Source organism: Pseudomonas sp. TUM25319 (assembly GCF_056388475.1).
The window spans coordinates 5,871,460-5,890,154 of record NZ_CM150751.1; the positions used below are offsets into that span (position 1 = coordinate 5,871,460).

The window sequence follows — 18,695 nt, forward strand, 5'->3', positions numbered from 1 at the left end:
GGGCTTAACCTCGCGCCTCGACACTGGCCGCCAGGATCGCCAGCACCAACTGCTGGAAATCGAGGCCGGCCGCACGTGCCGCCATGGGCACCAGGCTATGGTCGGTCATGCCTGGTGCGGTATTGACTTCGAGCAGCCAGAACCGGCCCTGCTCGTCCTGCATCACATCCACCCGGCCCCAGCCGGCGATGCCGATGGCTTCGCAGGCGCGGGCGGTGAGGTCGATCAGTTCCTGTTCCTTGGCCGCGTCCAGGCCGCATGGAATCCGGTACTGGGTATCGGAAGCCAGGTACTTGGCGTCGTAGTCGTAGAACGCATGCGGGGTGCCCAGCGCAATGGGCGGCAGGACCTGGTCACGCAGCACCGCGACGGTGAACTCGGGACCCCGGATCCATTGCTCGACCAACACTTGCGAATCGTAGGTGGCGGCGTCCTTCCACGCGGCGACCAACTCGTCGACGCTGTTCACTTTCGCCATACCGATACTGGAACCTTCATGGGCCGGTTTGACGATCAACGGGAAGCCCAGTTCCGCGCCCGCAGAAATACAGTCGGCTTCACTGGCCAGCACGGCGTGACGCGGCGTGGAAATGCCCAGGCTTTGCCAGACTTGCTTGGTGCGCAGCTTGTCCATCGCCAGGGCCGAGGCGAGGATGCCGCTGCCGGTGTAGGGAATGCCCAGGCACTCCAGCAGGCCCTGCATGCTGCCGTCTTCACCGCCACGGCCGTGGAGGATGATGAAGGCGCGGTCGATCTTTTCGCTCTGCAGGCGGGTCAGCAGATCATCGCCAACGTCGATGGCGACCACGTCGACGCCGGCGCTCTGCAGCGCCTCGATCACCGCGGCGCCGGACTTGAGCGAGACTTCCCGCTCGGCGCTCTTGCCGCCGTAGAGCACGGCAACGCGACCGAAGTCTTTCGGCGCGAGGGTTGAATGCAGCTTGGCGTAGGCTTCAGCAGTCATTTCGATTTCCCCTGACTGGCGACCGCACCAGCGAACAACGGACTTTTCAACAGTTGTGGCGCCAGCCCGCCGATATCACCGGCGCCCTGGCAAAGCAGAATGTCACCGGCGCGCAGCAGCGGCTTGACCAGCGGCGCCAATTCGATGCCACGCTCGATGTAGATCGGGTCGAGCTGGCCGCGCTGACGAATGCTGTGGCAGAGCTGGCGACTGTCGGCGCCCGGGATCGGCTCTTCGCCGGCCGGGTAGACCTCCATCAGCAGCAGCACGTTGGCATCGGCCAATACCTGGACGAAATCGTCGTACAGGTCGCGGGTGCGGCTGTAACGGTGCGGCTGGTAGACCATCACCAGTCGGCGCTCAGGCCAGCCACCGCGAACGGCCTTGATCACCGCCGCGACTTCGGTCGGGTGATGTCCGTAGTCGTCCACCAGCATCACATTGCCGCCTTCCACCGGCAGCTCGCCGTACACCTGGAAGCGTCGACCGACGCCCTGGAAGCCGGACAGCCCCTGGACGATGGCGTCATCGCTGATGCCCTCATCGGTAGCGATGGCGATGGTCGCCAGCGCGTTGAGCACGTTGTGGTTGCCCGGCATGTTCACCGACACGTCCAGCGGCTCGCGGTCGCGGCGCAGCACGGTGAAGTGGGTCTGCATGCCCGACTGGCGCGCGTTGATGGCACGCACGTCGGCTTCTTCGCTGAAGCCGTAGGTCACGGCCGGACGCTTGACCAGCGGCAGGATCTCGCGCACCACCGGATCGTCCAGGCAGACCACGGCCAGCCCGTAGAACGGCAGGTTGTGGAGAAACTCGACGAAGGTCTTCTTCAGCTTGTTGAAGTCGCCTTCGTAGGTCGCCATGTGGTCGGCGTCGATGTTGGTAACGACCGCCACCAGCGGCTGCAGGTGCAGGAAGCTGGCATCGCTTTCGTCGGCTTCGGCAATCAGGTAGCGGCTGGTGCCGAGCTGGGCATTGGTGCCCGCGGCATTCAGGCGGCCGCCGATGACGAACGTCGGGTCCAGGCCACCCGCGGCGAACACCGAGGCCAGCAGGCTGGTGGTGGTGGTCTTGCCATGGGTACCGGCGACGGCAATGCCGTGACGGTAGCGCATCAGCTCGGCGAGCATCTCGGCACGCGGCACCACGGGAATACGACGCTCCAGTGCTGTGGCCACTTCCGGGTTGGCAGTATTGATGGCACTGGACACCACCAGTACATCGGCACTGGCAGCGTTCTCGGCACGGTGGCCGATGAAGATCTCGGCGCCAAAGGACTTCAGCCGCTCGGTCACGGGCGAGTCCTTGAGGTCTGAACCGGAGACCTGGTAGCCCAGGTTCAGCAGCACTTCGGCGATACCGCACATGCCCACGCCGCCGATACCGACGAAGTGGATGCGGCGGATACGGCGCATTTCGGGTTGGGGAATGGCTTTCTGGTTCTCAACCACGGGCCACCTCCAGGCAGATATCGACCACGGTGCGGGTTGCAGCAGGTTTGGCCAGCCGCCGTGCGGTGGCGGCCATGGTGTCGAGTTTTTCCGGTTGCATCAGCACCTCGTTCAGGCGTTCAGCGAGCTGCGCTGCGCCAGTTGTCGCTTGCGGCATCAGGAAGGCGGCGCCTTCGCGAGCCAGATAATGGGCGTTGTGGGTCTGGTGGTCGTCGATCGCATGGGGCAAGGGCACCAGCATCGAGGGCAAGCCAGCCGCCGCCAGTTCGCTGACGGTCAGCGCGCCTGCGCGGCACACCACCAGGTCGGCCCAGCCATAGGCCTGGGCCATATCCTTGATAAAGGGCTCTACCTGAGCCTCGATCCCCGCTTCGCGATAACGCTGGGCGGTGATCTGGTCGTGATTCCTGCCGGCCTGGTGGAACACCTCGGGCCGGATCGCTTCCGGCACCAGTGCCAGCGCCTGTGGCAACAGCTTGTTCAGCGGCTCGGCCCCCAGGCTTCCGCCCAGCACCAGCAGCCGTGCACGGCGCCCGGCAAGGGATTCGCGTGCAGGCTCCAGGAACAGTTCGCTGCGCACCGGATTGCCGGTGGTGCGACGCTTGTCACTGCTGCCGAAGGTGTCCGGGAACGCTTCACAGACACGACCGGCCAGCGGTACCAGCATTCGGTTGGCGGTACCGGCGCGAGCGTTCTGCTCGTGGATCACCACCGGCACACCGGACAGCTTCGCGGCCACGCCGCCAGGACCGGTCACGTAGCCACCGAAACCGATCACGCAGACCGGCTTGAGCTGACGAATGATCCGGCGCGCCTGCAGCACCGCCTTGACCAGGGTGAACGGCGCCTTGAGCAACGACAGCTTGCTCTTGCCGCGCAGGCCGGTGACGTTGATCAGGTGCAGTTGCAGACCCGCCTGGGGCACCAGTTCGTTCTCGATGCCGCGGGGCGTTCCCAGCCAGTGCACGGTGTAGCCGCGCGCCTGGAATTCCCGGGCACAGGCCAGTGCCGGGAACACATGGCCGCCGGTTCCGCCGGCCATGATCAATACGTTCTTGCCGTCAGCGGCCATGATGATTCGGCTCCTCGGCAAAATCGTTTTCGTCGAATTCGTGCTCTTCGCTGCCCAGGTGCGTGCGGCTCTCCCATTCGATGCGCAGCAATAGCCCCACGCAGGCACAGCAGATCACCAGGGAACTGCCGCCATAGCTGAGGAATGGCAGGGTCAAACCCTTGGTCGGCAACAGGCCGACGTTCACCCCGATATTGATGAGGAACTGGCCGATCCACAGGAACGCCAGGCCGAAAGCCACATAGGCGGCGAAGAACTGCTTGGCTTTCTCGGCCCACAGACCGATGTACAGAGCCCGCACGGTGACGAACACGAACAGCGCAAGGGTCAGCAGCGAACCGACCACGCCCAGCTCTTCGGCAAGTACCGAGAACACGAAGTCGGTGTGCGCTTCCGGCAGGTAGAACTGTTTCTGCACGCTGTTGCCCAGGCCAACGCCGAACCATTCGCCGCGCCCGAAGGCGATCAGCGCCTGGGTCAACTGGTAGCCGGAACCGAACTGGTCGGACCAGGGGTCGGTAAAGGTGATCAGTCGGGCCATCCGGTACGGTTGTGCCTGCACCAGCACGAACACCGCGCCCACGGCCAGCACCACCATCAGGCCGAAGCGGAACAGCCCCACCCCGCCGAGGAACAGCATCGCTGCCGCCGACCCCATCATGACCACGGTGGCACCGAAGTCCGGCTCCATCAGCAGCAGGCCGGCCATGGGCAGCAGGACGATGAATGGCTTGAAGAAGCCCATCCAGCTCTCGCGCACTTCCTGCTGGCGCCGCACCAGGTAACCGGCGAGGTAGACCACCACGAAGACCTTGGCGATTTCCGACGGCTGGACGTTGAAGAAGCTGAAGCCGATCCAGCGCATCGAACCGTTCACTTCACGGCCGATGCCGGGGATCAGTACCGCGACCAACAGGCCGAACGCACCGATCAGCATGAGGAAGCCCATGCGCTGCCAGGTGGAGATCGGCACCATCATGGTGACGATGCACGCACCTACGCCAAGCCCCACATAAATGAGGTGGCGGATCATGTGGTAGAGCGGGTTGCCCGACTGCGCTGCGGCCACTTCCGAGGACGCCGAGGTGATCATCACCAGGCCCAGCCCGAGCAACGCCAGGCAGCCGACCAGGAACGGGAAGTCCAGGTCGATGCCACGGCCACTGATCAGCGGCGACGGGTAGGGCTTGATGGCGCCGAAGATCATGCCAGCCCTCCCACGGCCTGGGCGAACAGGCGCCCACGCTCTTCGAAGTTCTTGAACATGTCGAGGCTGGCGCAGGCCGGGGACAGCAACACTGCGTCGCCAGGCTGGGCCAGTTCGGCACAGCGCTGCACGGCTTCGTCGAGGGTCTGCACGCGCACCAGCGGCACGCTGTCCCCCAGAACCTGGGCAATCAGTTCGGCGTCACGGCCGAGCAATACGACGGCACGGCAATGGGCCGCGATCGGGGCGCGCAGCGCCGAGAAATCGGCGCCCTTGCCATCACCGCCGGCGATCAGCACCAGCTTGCCGTCGATATCCGCACCCAGGCCTTCGATGGCAGCCAGGGCCGCACCGACGTTGGTGGCCTTGGAGTCGTCGTACCAGTTCACTTCGTTGCGCTCGCGTACCCATTGGCAACGATGGGCGAGGCCGCCGAAGCTGCGCAGGCTGTCCAGCATGGCGTCGAACGGCAGGCCGACAGCATGCCCCAGCGCCAATGCCGCCAGGGCGTTGGACTGGTTGTGGGCGCCGCGAATCTTCAGTTCGCGCACCGGCATGAGGTTCTGGAACTCGAACGCGAGGTATTTCTCGCCGTCTTCTTCGCGCAGGCCGAAAGCCTTGAAGTCCGGCTTGTTCAGACCGAAAGTCCAGCATGGCTGGCCCTCGATCGGCATCGGCCGGCTCAGGGCGTCCTGGCGGTTCACCACCACCTGGCGTGCGCCACGGAAGATCCGGTGCTTGGCCAGGTGATAGGCCGGCAGGCCACTGTAGCGGTCCATGTGGTCTTCGCTGACGTTGAGAACCGTCGCGACCTCAGCGTTGAGCTGATCGGTGGTTTCCAGCTGGAAGCTCGACAGTTCCAGCACGTACAGCTCGACGTCATCGCTGAGCAGGTCCAGCGCTGGCGTGCCGAGGTTGCCGCCCACCGCCACACGCTTGCCCGCAGCCGCAGCCATCTCGCCCACCAGGGTGGTCACGGTGCTCTTGGCGTTGGAACCACTGATGGCGACGATCGGCGCCTTGGCGTTGCGGGCGAACAGTTCGATATCACCGGACAGTTTCACGCCACGCGCGGCGGCCTGCTGCAAGGCCGGGGTGGCCAGCGCCAGGCCGGGGCTGACATACAGCTCGTCGGCACGGCAGAGGAATTCCACATCCAGCTCGCCACAGCGCACTTCGACCTGCGGGTAATCACGGCGCAGGGTTTCCAGCTCCGGCGGATTTTCGCGGGTATCGGCCACCGCAAACGCAACGCCCCGGTTCGCCAGGAAGCGAACCAGGGACATGCCGCTCTTGCCGAGGCCGACAATGATGCGGAAGTGGTCAGATGCGATCAGTGACACGCGTTCTACCTCAGTTTCAGGGTGGCGAGGCCAATCAGCACCAGTACCACGGTGATGATCCAGAAACGGACAATCACACGCGGCTCGGGCCAGCCCTTGAGTTCAAAGTGGTGATGGATCGGCGCCATGCGGAACACGCGCTTGCCGGTCAGCTTGAAGGAGGCGACCTGGATCACCACCGACAGGGTTTCCATGACGAACACGCCGCCCATGATGAACAGAACGATTTCCTGGCGGACGATCACGGCGATGGTGCCCAGCGCTGCACCCAGTGCCAGTGCGCCGACATCACCCATGAAAACCTGGGCCGGGTAGGTGTTGAACCAGAGGAAACCGAGGCCGGCGCCGATCAGCGCACCGCAGAACACGATCAGCTCGCCCGAGCCCGGCACATAAGGAATCAACAGGTATTCAGCGAATTTCACGTTGCCCGACAGGTAGCAGAAGATGCCCAGGGCACCGCCCACCAGCACGGTCGGCAGGATCGCCAGGCCATCGAGACCGTCGGTCAGGTTGACCGCGTTGCTCGAGCCGACGATAACGAAATAGGTCAGCACCACGAAGCCGATGCCCAGCGGAAGGGTGACATCCTTGAGCATCGGCACGATCAGGGTGGTTTCCACGCTGGTCGGTGCGGTCATGTACAGGAAGATGGCGGCACCCAGACCGAACACCGATTGCCAGAAATACTTCCAGCGGCTCGGCAGGCCGCGGGAGTTCTTCTCGATCACCTTGCGGTAGTCGTCGACCCAGCCGATGGCGCCGAACAGCAGGGTGACGATCAACACCACCCAGACATAGCGATTGCTCAGGTCGGCCCAGAGCAAAGTGCTCACGCCGATGGCGGAAAGAATCAGTGCGCCGCCCATGGTCGGGGTGCCGGACTTGGACAGGTGCGATTGCGGCCCGTCGTTACGGACCGCCTGGCCGATCTGGCGGATCTGCAGGGTACGGATCATCCAGGGCCCCAGCCACAGGGCCAGCGACAGCGCGGTCAGTACGCCCAGGATCCCGCGCAGGGTCAGGTACTGGAAGACCGCGAAGCCTTTGTAGAACTGTTGCAGATACTCAGCCAACAGCAGCAGCATTAATGTTTCTCCCCGCTGGAACCACACAAAGCCGCCACGACGTTTTCCATCGCAGCGCTGCGCGAACCCTTGATCAAAATAGTGGTGTTGGTGGCCTGCTCGTCGCGAACGGCGTCGATCAGGTCAGCTTGATTTGCGAAATGGCGGGCATTCTTGCCAAATGCCTGGACCGCGTGGGCCATCATCGGACCTACGGCATACAGCGCGGACACCTTGTCTCTGGCGTAGTCCCCGACCTGGCGGTGACCTTCCTCGGCCCACTGGCCCAACTCGCCGATATCCCCGAGCACCAGGACGGTGCGACCGGAAAAGCCGGCGAGTATATCAACGGCCGCGCACATAGAGGTGGGGTTTGCGTTGTAAGTGTCATCGATGACGCGCACACCCTTGTCGGTCATCTGCGCCACACTGCGCCCCTTGACCGGCTGCACGGTGTTCAGCCCTTCGGCGATGCCTTCCAGCGACACACCGAAGGCATGGGCGGCGGCGGCGGCGGCCAGGGCGTTGGCAATGTTGTGAGTGCCCAGCAGGTTGAGCTGGATGGGCACGCTGCCTTTTGGCGAATGCAGGATGAAAGAGGGGCAGCCGCGCTCGTCCTGGCGGAGGTCGCTGGCGTGGAAATCGGCAGCGGTATCGCTCAGGGCGAAGGTCAGCAGCGCATGATTACCGGCGCGGCGTTTCCATGTGCCAAAGGCCTTGTCGTCCAGATTCAATACCGCAGTGCCGCCCTCTTCCAGACCTTCGAGGATCTCGCCCTTGGCTTCGACAATCTTCTCCGGCCCGCCGAACTCGCCCACATGAGCGGTACCCGCATTGTTGATCAGGGCCACCTGAGGTTTGGTCAGGCCGACGGTGTAGCGAATTTCGCCGACATGGTTGGCACCCAGCTCGATGACCGCCGCAGTGTGCTGCGGCGCAAGTTCCAGCAGGGTCAGCGGCGCACCGAGGTCATTGTTCAGATTGCCCCGGGTGACCAGGACCGGCCCGCGGGTCGCCAGAATGCTCGCAAGCATCTCCTTGACCGTCGTCTTGCCACTGGAGCCAGTGATCGCCGCCACCGGGGACGTGAAGGCGCGACGATTCAGCGCGCCCAATTGCCCCAGAGCGACACGGGTATCGGCCACTACCAATTGCGGCAATTTCGCACCTGGCACTTCACGCTCGACCAACGCCGCCACTGCGCCCTTGGCGGCCACTTCGTCGAGGTAGTCATGCCCATCGAAACGCGGTCCGGTCAGCGCCACGAACAACTGGCCGGGCGCAATCTTGCGGCTGTCGATGCTGACGCCATCGAAGCGTGCATCGCCCCCCACCACGCGACCTTGCAATGGCCCGGTGAGCTGGCTGAGGGAAAGGGGTTCAAGCATGAGAAGCCTCCCAGACTGCAAGCGCCTTTTCGGCTTCGACGAGATCGGAGAAATCGTGCCGCTGACCGTTTATTTCCTGGTAGTCCTCATGCCCTTTCCCTGCCAGCACGATCACGTCGTCCACAGTGGCATCGGCAATCGCCCGGGCAATCGCATCGCCCCGGCCGGAAATGAAGGTCACGGCATCGGGATCGGCAAAGCCGGGACGAATATCCTCGAAGATCACCAGTGGATCCTCGGTGCGTGGGTTGTCATCGGTGACAATCACCCGATCGGCCAGTCGCTCGGCCATTTCCGCCATCAGCGGACGCTTGCCACGGTCGCGATCGCCGCCACAGCCGAAGAGGCAGGCCAGTTGCCCCTTCGCGTGGGGGCGCAGGGCCTGCAGCACTTTTTCCAGCGCATCTGGCGTGTGCGCGTAATCGACCACCACCAGCGGCTTGTCACCGCCCCCCAGGCGCTGCATGCGCCCGATCGGGCCTTCCAGCTTCGCGGTCACCTTGAGGATCTCGTCGAGCGGGTGCTCCATCGCCAGCAAAGTGCCGACCGCCGCCAGCATATTGCTCAGGTTGAAGCGACCCAGCAGACGGCTGCGCAGCATGTGTTCGCCTTGTGGCGTCACCAGCACGGCGCGCACACCGTCGTCATCGAAGGTGGCCTCGCGGCAGTACAGGGTGGCCTCGGGATCGCTCAGGCTGTAGCTGATGACACGGGACTCGCCCGCCTGCGCGGCCAGTTCACGACCGAAGTCGTCATCCAGATTGACCACGCGGCAACGCAGGTTGGGCCAGTCGAACAGGCGCGCCTTGGCGGCCTTGTAGGCCTCCATGCTGCCGTGATAGTCGAGGTGATCGCGAGACAGGTTGGTCATGACCACGATATCGAACGCCAGCGCAGCCACCCGACCCTGCTCCAGCGCATGGGAAGAAACTTCCATGGCCACGGCGCGCGCGCCGGACTTCTGCAGATTGTTCAGTGTCGACTGCACGGCGAGCGGATCGGGCGTGGTCAGTCGCCCGCTTTCCAGTGCGCCATAGAATCCGGTGCCGAGGGTTCCGATCAGGCCGCAGTGTTGACCCAGCAGGTCGAGCGCCTGGGCGACCAGTTGCGTGACACTGGTCTTGCCATTGGTCCCCGTCACGCCAACCAGATCCAGCAGGCGGCTAGGCTCGCCGTAGAACCGGCCAGCGATTTCCGAGAGCTGGCCGATCAGGCCCTTCACCGGAATCAGCGGAGCGTTGGTGATGGGCAGCACGGTGGCGCCTTCCACTTCATAGGCGACCGCAGCCGCCCCCCGCTTCAGAGCATCGGCGATATGCTCGCGTCCGTCGACCCTGGCCCCGGGCACTGCCAGGAACAGATCACCGGCACGTACGTTGCGGCTGTCCAGGGTCAGCTCGCGAATCAAGGGATCGCTGCTGGCGTTGGCGAACAGTTTGCTCAGTGGCATCGTCATCAACCACGCCCTCCTTTGGCGGGCGCAGCGTCGGCTTGCTGCTGGGGTACGGGTGCCGGCAGGTTATCCGGCGGAACGTTCATCAGGCGCAGGGTGCCGGACATGACCTTGCTGAAGACAGGCGCGGAAACGAGGCCGCCAAAGTAGCCGCCCTTGCTCGGCTCATCGATCACCACGACGATCGCGTAGCGCGGATCGCTCATGGGGCCGAAGCCAGCGAACAGCGAGCGGTAGGCGTTCTCGGTGTAGCCCTTGGAGCCGATGGTGGCCTTACGGGCGGTACCCGACTTGCCGGCAACGTGGTAGGACGGCACCTGGGCGCGGAACACGCCACGCGGCGCTTCGATCACCTGCTGCAACATCTGCTGGATGGTTTCGGCAGTTTCCTTTGGCACCACCTGGGTAGATTCGGGCGCCTTGTCCACCTTGAGAATGCTCAGCGGCACCATCTTGCCGTCGTTGGCCAGTGCGGCGTAGGCATGCACCAACTGCAATGCGGTAACCGATACGCCGTAACCATAGGAAAGGGTAGCGGTCTCGGCCTTGCGCCATTCACGATGGTTCGGCAGGTTGCCCACGCGCTCGCCCGGGAAGCCCAGGCCGGTGTACTGACCAAGCCCCAACTGCGCCATCACGCGATAAATGGCTTCGCCACCGATATCGAAAGCGATCTTGGACATCCCCACGTTACTGGAGTTGATCAGAATGCCGGTCAGGTCGAGGATCGGACCTTCGGTCTTGGACACGTCACGAATGGTGTAACGCCCCAGTTGCAAGGTGCCCGGGTAGACCTCGACCTTGTCGGTCGGCTTCCAGCGCCCGCTCTGCAAGGCGGCACTCATGGACAGCGGCTTGACCGTCGAGCCTGGCTCGAAGACATCGATGATCGCCCGGTTGCGCATCGCAGCCGGGAACATGCTGCGCCGGTTGTTGGGGTTGTAGGTCGGCTGGTTGACCATGGCCAGGACTTCGCCGGTCTTGACGTCCATGATGACCAGACTGCCAGCCTTGGCCTCCTGCTCGGCGATGGCATTGCGCAACTCGCGGGTGGCGAGATACTGCAGGCGCAGGTCGATCGACAACGCCAAGGTCTTCCCGGCCTTGGCGTTCTTGGTAACCTGGACATCCTTGATCAAGCGGCCTCGCCGGTCCTTGATCACCTGCCGCTTGCCGGGCACGCCGGCCAGCCACTCATCGTAGGCGAGCTCGACCCCCTCGCGACCGTGGTCGTCGAGGTCGGTGAATCCGACCATGTGCGCCGCCACGTCTCCCGCGGGATAGAAGCGACGGAATTCCTCGATGCCATAGACACCGGGGACTTTCAGGTCAAGCACGACCTGGCCCTGTTCCGGGGTCAGGCCACGGACCAGATAGATGAACTCTTTGCTTGCCTGCTGCTCGAGCCGCTCGGCCAGTTGCTTGGGGTTCTGCCCCAGCGCTACGGCCAGGGCCGGCCAGCGCTCCTTGGACGCCTGCATTTCCTTGGGGTTGGCCCACAGCGTGGTCACTGGCGTACTGACGGCCAGGGGCTCGCCGTTGCGGTCCGTGATCAGGCCGCGGTGCGCGGGAATGGGAATGTGCCGCATGCTGCGGGCGTCGCCCTGGCTTTTCAGGAAGTCGCGATCGACCACCTGCAGGTCGATGATCTGCCAGGCGATAGCGCCCACCATCAATGCCAGCAAGCCGAGCACGACCCGGAAGCGCCAGGGGTAGAGGGCGCCCTCGAGCTTCATCATGGCGCCACCATCCGCACTTCATCGGCGGCCGGAATGCGCATTTTCAGTTGTTCACTGGCCAGGTTTTCGATGCGGCTGTGCGCCGTCCAGGTGCTCTGCTCGAGAATCAGCCGGCCCCACTCGGCCTGAGCCTTGTCGCGCTCGTTGAGCTCGCCATAGAGGGTATTGAGCAATTGCCGGTTCCAGTGGGCGCTGTAGGACACCGCCACCGAGGAAACGAGCACGCCAATGAATAGCAGGAGCATCAGGAAGCTCCCGCCCGGCAGGGGTTTGGCATAGAGCCTGCTCACCGCAGCTTCTCCGCCACGCGCATGACCGCACTGCGCGACCGTGGATTGGCCTTGAGCTCGGCGTCGGAAGCAAACTGGGCCTTGCCGATCAGCCTGATTTTCGGTTCGAACGGGGTGTGTTGAACCGGCAGGTTACGCGGCAGGTTGTCCGCTTCGCCCTTGGCCAGCTTGCGCATGAACAGTTTGACGATACGGTCTTCGAGGGAGTGGAAGCTGATCACAGCCAGACGACCACCGACTTCCAGCGCATCGAGCGCCGCCTGCAGGCCGACCTCGAGATCGCCCAGCTCGTTGTTGACGTGGATGCGCAGCCCCTGGAAGGCGCGGGTTGCAGGGTTCTTGCCTTTTTCCCAGGCCGGGTTGGCGACCTTGAGCACTTCGGCCAGATCGGCCGTACGGGTGAACGGCTGTTCTTCGCGGCGCAGCACTACCGCACGCGCCATGCGCTTGGCGAAGCGCTCCTCACCGTACTCTTTGAAGACGCGTGCGATTTCCTCTTCCGGCGCGGTAGCGATGAATTCGGCAGCGCTGATACCGCGATCCGGATCCATTCGCATGTCCAGCGGACCGTCATTGAGGAAGCTGAAACCGCGTTGGGGATCGTCGAGTTGCGGCGAAGACACGCCCAGGTCGAACAGCACGCCGCTGACCTTGCCCGCCAGGCCGCGCTCGGCCACTTCGGATCCAAGCTCGGCAAAACTGCGCTGCACAATGACAAAGCGGCCGTCTTCGGCCGCCAGCGCTTGCCCCGTGGCAATCGCTTGAGGATCCTTGTCGAAGCCTAGAAGCCGGCCATCGGGCCCGAGGCTTTTCAGAATCAACCGACTGTGCCCGCCACGACCAAAGGTGCCATCCAGATAGCAGCCATCGGCGCGCACCGAAAGAGCCTCCACGGCTTCGTCCAGTAGCACGGTGATGTGGTTAAAAACGCTATCTATAGTCACAGGATCAAATCACGCAGTTCGTCGGGCATGGCGCCCGGTTGTTGAATGGCTGCAAGGTCAGCTGCGGAAACAGCGTTCCAGGCATCCTCGTCCCACAGTTGGAATTTATTGAGCTGGCCTACCAGCATCGCCCGCTTGTCCAGCTTCGCGTACTCACGCAAACGCGGCGGAACCAGAAAACGCCCGCTGCCATCGAGCTCCAGGTCCACCGCATTGCCGATCAGCAAACGCTGCAGGCGACGGTTTTCTTCGCGTAATGACGGCAAGGCGCGCAGCTTGGCCTCGATCAACTCCCACTCATCGAGCGGATACACACATAAACAGGGATCGACTGCATCGATCGTCACGATCAATTGTCCCGAGCTGCGCGAATCAAGCTCGTCACGGTACCGGCTCGGCATTGCGAGACGGCCCTTGGCGTCGAGGTTGATAGCGTTTGCTCCGCGAAACACGGCTGCGATTCCCTAAATGTTAGCTTTCTTGTGCTTGAAAACCCACTTCATGCCACTTTCTGCCACTTGCGCACACTATAGGAATCCGCCCACCGCACCGTCAAGGCGCGCCTATAAGGAAAACCCTTACAGATCGGCGATTTAGCGTAACAAGGGCAGACAACGGGGTAATTCAGAGGGATTTCCAGCGGACAAAAGCCAGCTCATTCAAACGAATAGCGTTCAAAGTTAAAGTGATTTATTAAGAGTAAGACTTTTTTGGTATTACCGAAGGATGTCTGCTGTCGAATGAAGCAGAGAAGGGAAAGAGGTGGAGAGTCGATCTGTAAGCCGGGTTCTGTCGAGGACAGTCATTCCTCTACGGCGGCCATCACTGGACGCCTTTAGCAACCTACCCGGTTCCAACGCGGGCCGCGCCAATGGAACCCTATTTGGTCTTGCTCCGAGTGGGGTTTACCTAGCCACGAACTGTTACCAGACGTGCGGTGCGCTCTTACCGCACCTTTTCACCCTTACCGGCACCGAAGTGCTTAGGCGGTTGTTTTCTGTGGCACTTTCCGTAGGCTCGCGCCTCCCAGGCATTACCTGGCACTCCGCCCTATGGAGCCCGGACTTTCCTCCCCCTTCTTTTGCGGAACAAAAGAAGGCAGCGACTGTCCAATCGACTCTCCGCGACAAAGATTAACGGGAGCGCGCCTGGAGAACAAGTGACAATGCAAATAATGTCATGTTGACATCATTTATTTTTCTGCCTCTCCAATGCCACTTGATACAACACATTCTTGCGGACGCCGGTAATTTCCGCCGCCAGTGCCGCCGCGCGCTTGAGCGGCATCTCGGCCAACAACAAATCAAGTATGCGCAACACTTCGCTACTGACGGCCTGCTCGTCTTCCGGCGCAGTCCATCCCGCCACCAGAACCACGCATTCGCCACGCTGCTGATTGCTGTCACCCTCCACGAACTCGCGCAGTTGTTTCAGCGGCGAGCCCTTGAGCGTCTCGAAGGTCTTGGTCAACTCCCGCCCCAGCACCGCCAGACGCTCGGCCCCGAAGATAACCTCCATGTCCTGAAGGCACTCCAGAATCCGGTGGGGAGCCTCATAGAAAATCAAAGTCCGCGGTTCTTCCCTGAGCAGGTTCAAGCGCGCCTGGCGTCCCGCCGCCTTGGCCGGCAGAAACCCCTCGAAAATGAAGCGGTCCGACGGCAACCCCGCCGCAGACAGCGCCGCCACCAGCGCGCAGGCACCGGGTACGGGCGCGACCCTGATCCCGGCAGCACGCGCTTGGCGCACCAGGTGGTAACCCGGATCGGAAATCAGCGGTGTCCCGGCGTCGGAGATCAGCGCGACGTTCTCGCCGGCCAGCAAGCGGGACAGAAAGCGACCGCCTTCGTCACGCTCGTTATGCTCATGACAGGCCGCCAGTGGCGTGTTGATGCCGAAATGCTGCAACAGGCGAATCGAATGCCGCGTATCCTCCGCCGCAATCAGGGCAACCTCTGCCAGTACCTTCAGCGCCCGGGCACTGATGTCGTCCAGATTGCCGATTGGCGTAGCCACCACATAAAGGATTCCGGCAGCGGGAACGGGAGCGCCTGGAGCATGGGTCACAACGAACACCTGTCATCTTGGAAAAGGCGACATTGTAGCGTGATCCTTCATGACAGTGCCTTTTCCCGGTCAACGCGAATCTTCCTACGCCCTTTGTCGAAGGATTCACGCCAGCAAGATCGCGCCCCGGCCAGTGCTTGGGTACAATCGCAGGTTAACTTGATCGAGTAACAGGACATCTACATGATCGCATGCCTGCGGCTGCTCTCAGCCCTCTGCCTCGCTACCCTGCTGGCAGCCTGTGCCAGCTCGCCTTCGTCCAGCCTGGGCGACCTGCCGCGCACTCCGGACGCCAGCATCGAGCAACTGCTCGAACAGGCCGCCAACAGCAAGACACCCGAGAAGGCTGCCCTGCTTCGCTTGAGTGCCGCCGATCAGGCCTACCGGCAAAAAGACACCGCCCGCGCCGCTCGTATTCTCGAACAGGTGCAACTGGACTCGCTCAAGCCCGCTCAACAGGTCTTCGCCAGCACCCTGGCCGCGGAACTGGCCCTGAGCCGCAACCAGCCCAAGGCAGCCCTGACGGCCCTCAGCCATCCCAGCCTGGCGCGCCTGAACGAACTGCCGCAGGAGCAACAGGCCCGCACCCGCGCCGTCCATGCCGCCGCCCTCGAAGCCGATGGCCAGACACTCGCCGCAGCCCAGGAACGCATCGCACTGGCGCCACTGCTCAGCGCCGACGCCGCCAGTGCCAACAACGACGCCATCTGGAGCCTGATCGCCGCATTGCCGGCCGACCAGTTGCAGAGCACCGGCAGCGACACTCTCGCGGGATGGACCAGCCTCGCCCTGGCAGTGAAGAGCGCCGGCACCCTGGAGCAGCAGCAAGCCGCCATCGACACCTGGAAAGCCCAGCATCCCGATCACCCCGCCGCTCTGCAACTGCCATCGCCACTGGTCAAACTCAAAAGCCTGACCAGCCAGCCACTGAGCAAGATCGCCTTGCTGCTGCCTCAGGAAGGCCAGCTCTCCACGGTGGCCCGAGCCCTGCGCGACGGCTTCATGGCTGCACACTTCCAGGCGCAACAGGCCGGCCAGAACCCGCCAGCGATCCAGGTATTCGACAGCTCGCGCCTGACGTCTCTCGACGATTTCTATCGTCAGGCCCAGGCCGCAGGCGTGCAACTGGTGGTCGGCCCGCTGGAGAAGCCCCTGGTCAAGCAACTCGCCAACTACCCGCAACTGCCCATCACCACCCTGGCCCTGAACTACAGCGACGCCGGCCAGAGTGCTCCGCCGCAACTCTTCCAGTTCGGCCTGGCCGCCGAAGACGAAGCGCGCGAAGTCTCGCGCCGCGCACACGCCGATGGCATGCGCCGCGCCGTTGCCCTGGTGCCGAGCGGCGAATGGGGTGATCGCGTCCTCAACGCCTTCCGCCAGGACTGGGAAGCCCAGGGCGGCACACTGCTGGCCGCCGAACGCATCGCCCAACCCGTGGCCCTCGCCCAGCAGATCGCCGATCTGTTCCAGCTTCGCCAGAGCGAAGGTCGCGCCAAGAGCCTGCAGAGCACTGTCGGCGGCAACGTTTCCGCGCAGCCCTCGCGTCGCCAGGACATCGACTTCATCTTCCTTGCAGCCACCCCGCAGCAAGCCCAGCAGATCAAGCCGACCCTCAACTTCCAGTACGCAGGCGATGTTCCGGTGTACGCGACCTCCAACGTCTATAGCGCCAGCGGTGACGTCAACCAGTACAACGACATGACCGGCATCCGCTTCTGCGAGACACCGTGGCTGCTCGACAGCGGCAACAGCCTGCGCCAGCAAGTCGTTCGCCAGTGGCCGCAAGCTGCCGGCAGCCTTGGCCGGCTTTACGCCATGGGCGTCGACGCCTATAGCCTGGCCCCGCGCCTTGGCCAGCTGAAGACGTTGCCGGACAACCGCATCGAAGGCCTTTCGGGCAGCCTGAGCATGAACCCCGGCCAGCGCATCGAACGCCAGTTGCCATGGGCCGAGTTCTCTGGAGGCCAGGTCAAGCGCCTGCCTGATACGCCTCGCTGATGCTCCCACCTTCGCGCCAGGCCGCCGGTTCGGCGGCCGAACAGCAAGCCCTGGACCACCTTCTGGCCCAGGGTTTGTCGCTTCTGGCGCGAAACTGGCGATGCAAACGCGGCGAGCTTGATCTGGTCATGCTTGACCGCGATACAGTAGTATTCGTCGAAGTTCGTTATCGCCTGCACGCAGGCTTTGGCGGCGCCCTCGGCAGCGTCGACACCCGCAAACAGGAGAAGCTGATACTCGCTGCGCAGCACTTCCTGCAGAAGGAGTCACGCTGGGCCAGCCACCCCTGCCGCTTCGATGTCATCGCCCTGCAAGGCAGCGGCCATTGCGGCCAACCGCTCGACTGGCTGAAGAATGCCTTCGACTGTTGACCGCGCTCCGACGGACGCGCCTTTACCCATTCAACTTTTTGCTCTTTGCTTCGCGGGCTGCACAGTCATGTGCCGGGAGCCTTTCAGTCCCCGCCCGGCCAGCCCCATTTAAGGTCACACTGATGGACATGCAATCCCGAATTCGCCAGCTTTTCCAGGCCAGCATCAACACCAAGCAACAGGCGATGGAAGTTCTTGCACCCCACATCGAGCAAGCCAGCCAGATCATGGTCAACGCCCTGCTGAACGAGGGCAAGATGCTCGCCTGCGGCAACGGCGGCTCAGCTGGCGATGCCCAGCACTTTTCTTCGGAACTGCTCAACCGCTTCGAACGCGAGCGCCCGAGCCTGCCGGCCATCGCACTGACCACCGACAGCTCGACCCTTACTTCGATCGCCAACGACTACAGCTACAACGAAGTGTTCTCCAAGCAGATCCGCGCCCTGGGCCAGCCAGGCGACGTTCTGCTCGCGATTTCCACCAGCGGCAACTCGGCGAACATAATTCAGGCGATACAGGCCGCACATGATCGCGAAATGATTGTCGTAGCTCTGACCGGGCGCGACGGTGGCGGCATGGCTTCGCTGCTGCTGCCCGAAGACGTCGAGATCCGCGTACCGGCCAATGTCACCGCACGTATCCAGGAAGTCCACCTGCTGGCGATCCACTGCCTCTGCGACCTGATCGACAGCCAACTGTTCGGGAGTGAAGAATGACCCCAAATCGCCTCGGCCTGATGGCCCTGACCCTTTGCCTGACCCTGACCGGTTGCAGTTCGGCAATCAATGCCAGCCGCGAATCGCCGATCGAGGACGACCGCGGTACCCGCACCCTGGGCAGCAAGATCGACGACTCGCTGATCGAAACCAAAGTCGCGGTCAACATCGCCAAGGCCAGCCCTGACCTGGACAAGAACTCGCACATTGTCGTCAGCAGCTTCAACGGCGTAGTCCTGATCGCCGGGCAAACCCCGCGCGCCGACCTCAAGAGCCTGGCCGAACAGACCGCCGGGCAGGTTCAGAAGGTCAAGAAGGTACACAACGAACTGCAGGTGCTGCAGCCCTCCTCCCTGCTGGCCCGCAACAATGACGCCTGGCTGACCACCAAGATCAAGACCCAGATGCTGGCCGATGCCAACATCCCCGGCTCGCGCATCAAGGTCATCACCGAGAACGGCATCGTCTACATGCTCGGCCTGATGACCCAGGCGGAAGCGGCGCGTGCCACCAACCTGGTGCAAGGCGTGTCGGGCGTACAGAAGATCGTGAAACTGTTCGAATACATCGACTGAGAAGCCCCAAGCCGCAAGCGGCAAGCAGAAGCAACGGTGACACTCACCACTTC

Annotated in this window: 17 protein-coding genes and 1 other RNA gene; 4 read left to right on the forward strand and 14 right to left on the reverse strand. The window is 63.2% G+C overall.

Annotated elements, in window-relative coordinates; genetic code table 11:
• Positions 1 to 4: 4 nt before the first annotated feature.
• The 14 genes from AC05QJ_RS26485 to rsmI all read right to left on the reverse strand — a co-directional run bounded on the left by AC05QJ_RS26485 (position 5) and on the right by rsmI (position 14,982).
• The gene (locus AC05QJ_RS26485; protein ID WP_476744188.1) at positions 5 to 964 is read right to left on the reverse strand and encodes a D-alanine--D-alanine ligase; all 960 of its coding nucleotides are present in this window, start codon (positions 962 to 964) and stop codon (positions 5 to 7) included.
• Entirely contained in the window at positions 961 to 2,379 is a 1,419-nt protein-coding gene (murC, locus tag AC05QJ_RS26490) for a UDP-N-acetylmuramate--L-alanine ligase (RefSeq protein ID WP_476748011.1), read from the reverse strand. The genes AC05QJ_RS26485 and murC overlap by 4 nt, the downstream gene beginning before the upstream one ends.
• 28 nt (positions 2,380 to 2,407) lie before the next feature.
• Complete coding sequence (gene murG, locus AC05QJ_RS26495) at positions 2,408 to 3,487, reverse strand: undecaprenyldiphospho-muramoylpentapeptide beta-N-acetylglucosaminyltransferase (RefSeq protein WP_476744189.1); 1,080 nt, start codon at positions 3,485 to 3,487, stop codon at positions 2,408 to 2,410.
• Positions 3,477 to 4,694 (reverse strand): putative lipid II flippase FtsW, encoded by a 1,218-nt coding sequence (ftsW, locus tag AC05QJ_RS26500; RefSeq protein ID WP_476744190.1) that lies wholly within the window; start codon positions 4,692 to 4,694, stop codon positions 3,477 to 3,479. The genes murG and ftsW overlap by 11 nt, the downstream gene beginning before the upstream one ends.
• A complete protein-coding gene (murD, locus tag AC05QJ_RS26505; RefSeq protein WP_476744191.1) occupies positions 4,691 to 6,037 on the reverse strand; it encodes a UDP-N-acetylmuramoyl-L-alanine--D-glutamate ligase in 1,347 nt (448 codons plus the stop codon). Before murD ends, ftsW begins: the two co-directional genes overlap by 4 nt.
• A gap of 5 nt (positions 6,038 to 6,042) precedes the next feature.
• Entirely contained in the window at positions 6,043 to 7,125 is a 1,083-nt protein-coding gene (gene mraY, locus AC05QJ_RS26510) for a phospho-N-acetylmuramoyl-pentapeptide-transferase (protein WP_476744192.1), read from the reverse strand.
• Positions 7,125 to 8,492, reverse strand: coding sequence for a UDP-N-acetylmuramoyl-tripeptide--D-alanyl-D-alanine ligase (locus tag AC05QJ_RS26515; RefSeq protein ID WP_476744193.1), 1,368 nt, complete (start codon positions 8,490 to 8,492; stop codon positions 7,125 to 7,127). Before AC05QJ_RS26515 ends, mraY begins: the two co-directional genes overlap by 1 nt.
• Positions 8,485 to 9,948, reverse strand: a complete 1,464-nt coding sequence (locus AC05QJ_RS26520) for a UDP-N-acetylmuramoyl-L-alanyl-D-glutamate--2,6-diaminopimelate ligase (RefSeq protein WP_476744194.1) — start codon at positions 9,946 to 9,948, stop codon at positions 8,485 to 8,487. Before AC05QJ_RS26520 ends, AC05QJ_RS26515 begins: the two co-directional genes overlap by 8 nt.
• Positions 9,948 to 11,681: a peptidoglycan D,D-transpeptidase FtsI family protein gene (locus AC05QJ_RS26525; protein ID WP_476748012.1), complete on the reverse strand. Its 1,734-nt coding sequence runs from the start codon at positions 11,679 to 11,681 to the stop codon at positions 9,948 to 9,950. The genes AC05QJ_RS26520 and AC05QJ_RS26525 overlap by 1 nt, the downstream gene beginning before the upstream one ends.
• The gene (gene ftsL / locus AC05QJ_RS26530; protein WP_009396658.1) at positions 11,681 to 11,974 is read right to left on the reverse strand and encodes a cell division protein FtsL; all 294 of its coding nucleotides are present in this window, start codon (positions 11,972 to 11,974) and stop codon (positions 11,681 to 11,683) included. The genes AC05QJ_RS26525 and ftsL overlap by 1 nt, the downstream gene beginning before the upstream one ends.
• A complete protein-coding gene (rsmH, locus tag AC05QJ_RS26535; RefSeq protein ID WP_476744195.1) occupies positions 11,971 to 12,918 on the reverse strand; it encodes a 16S rRNA (cytosine(1402)-N(4))-methyltransferase RsmH in 948 nt (315 codons plus the stop codon). Before rsmH ends, ftsL begins: the two co-directional genes overlap by 4 nt.
• Complete coding sequence (mraZ, locus tag AC05QJ_RS26540) at positions 12,915 to 13,370, reverse strand: division/cell wall cluster transcriptional repressor MraZ (protein ID WP_009396653.1); 456 nt, start codon at positions 13,368 to 13,370, stop codon at positions 12,915 to 12,917. The genes rsmH and mraZ overlap by 4 nt, the downstream gene beginning before the upstream one ends.
• 310 nt (positions 13,371 to 13,680) lie before the next feature.
• Positions 13,681 to 14,039, reverse strand: an RNA gene (gene rnpB, locus AC05QJ_RS26545) — RNase P RNA component class A.
• A gap of 67 nt (positions 14,040 to 14,106) precedes the next feature.
• The gene (gene rsmI, locus AC05QJ_RS26550) at positions 14,107 to 14,982 is read right to left on the reverse strand and encodes a 16S rRNA (cytidine(1402)-2'-O)-methyltransferase (protein ID WP_476748013.1); all 876 of its coding nucleotides are present in this window, start codon (positions 14,980 to 14,982) and stop codon (positions 14,107 to 14,109) included.
• Between the two features lie 183 nt (positions 14,983 to 15,165).
• Here rsmI and AC05QJ_RS26555 point away from each other — a divergent pair, with 183 nt between their 5' ends.
• The 4 genes from AC05QJ_RS26555 to AC05QJ_RS26570 all read left to right on the forward strand — a co-directional run bounded on the left by AC05QJ_RS26555 (position 15,166) and on the right by AC05QJ_RS26570 (position 18,642).
• Complete coding sequence (locus AC05QJ_RS26555) at positions 15,166 to 16,980, forward strand: penicillin-binding protein activator (protein WP_476744196.1); 1,815 nt, start codon at positions 15,166 to 15,168, stop codon at positions 16,978 to 16,980.
• Positions 16,980 to 17,351 (forward strand): YraN family protein, encoded by a 372-nt coding sequence (locus AC05QJ_RS26560; protein ID WP_476744197.1) that lies wholly within the window; start codon positions 16,980 to 16,982, stop codon positions 17,349 to 17,351. Before AC05QJ_RS26555 ends, AC05QJ_RS26560 begins: the two co-directional genes overlap by 1 nt.
• A gap of 122 nt (positions 17,352 to 17,473) precedes the next feature.
• Positions 17,474 to 18,067, forward strand: a complete 594-nt coding sequence (locus tag AC05QJ_RS26565; protein WP_476744198.1) for a phosphoheptose isomerase — start codon at positions 17,474 to 17,476, stop codon at positions 18,065 to 18,067.
• Positions 18,064 to 18,642, forward strand: a complete 579-nt coding sequence (locus AC05QJ_RS26570) for a BON domain-containing protein (protein WP_476744199.1) — start codon at positions 18,064 to 18,066, stop codon at positions 18,640 to 18,642. Before AC05QJ_RS26565 ends, AC05QJ_RS26570 begins: the two co-directional genes overlap by 4 nt.
• The last annotated feature ends 53 nt before the right edge of the window (positions 18,643 to 18,695 follow it).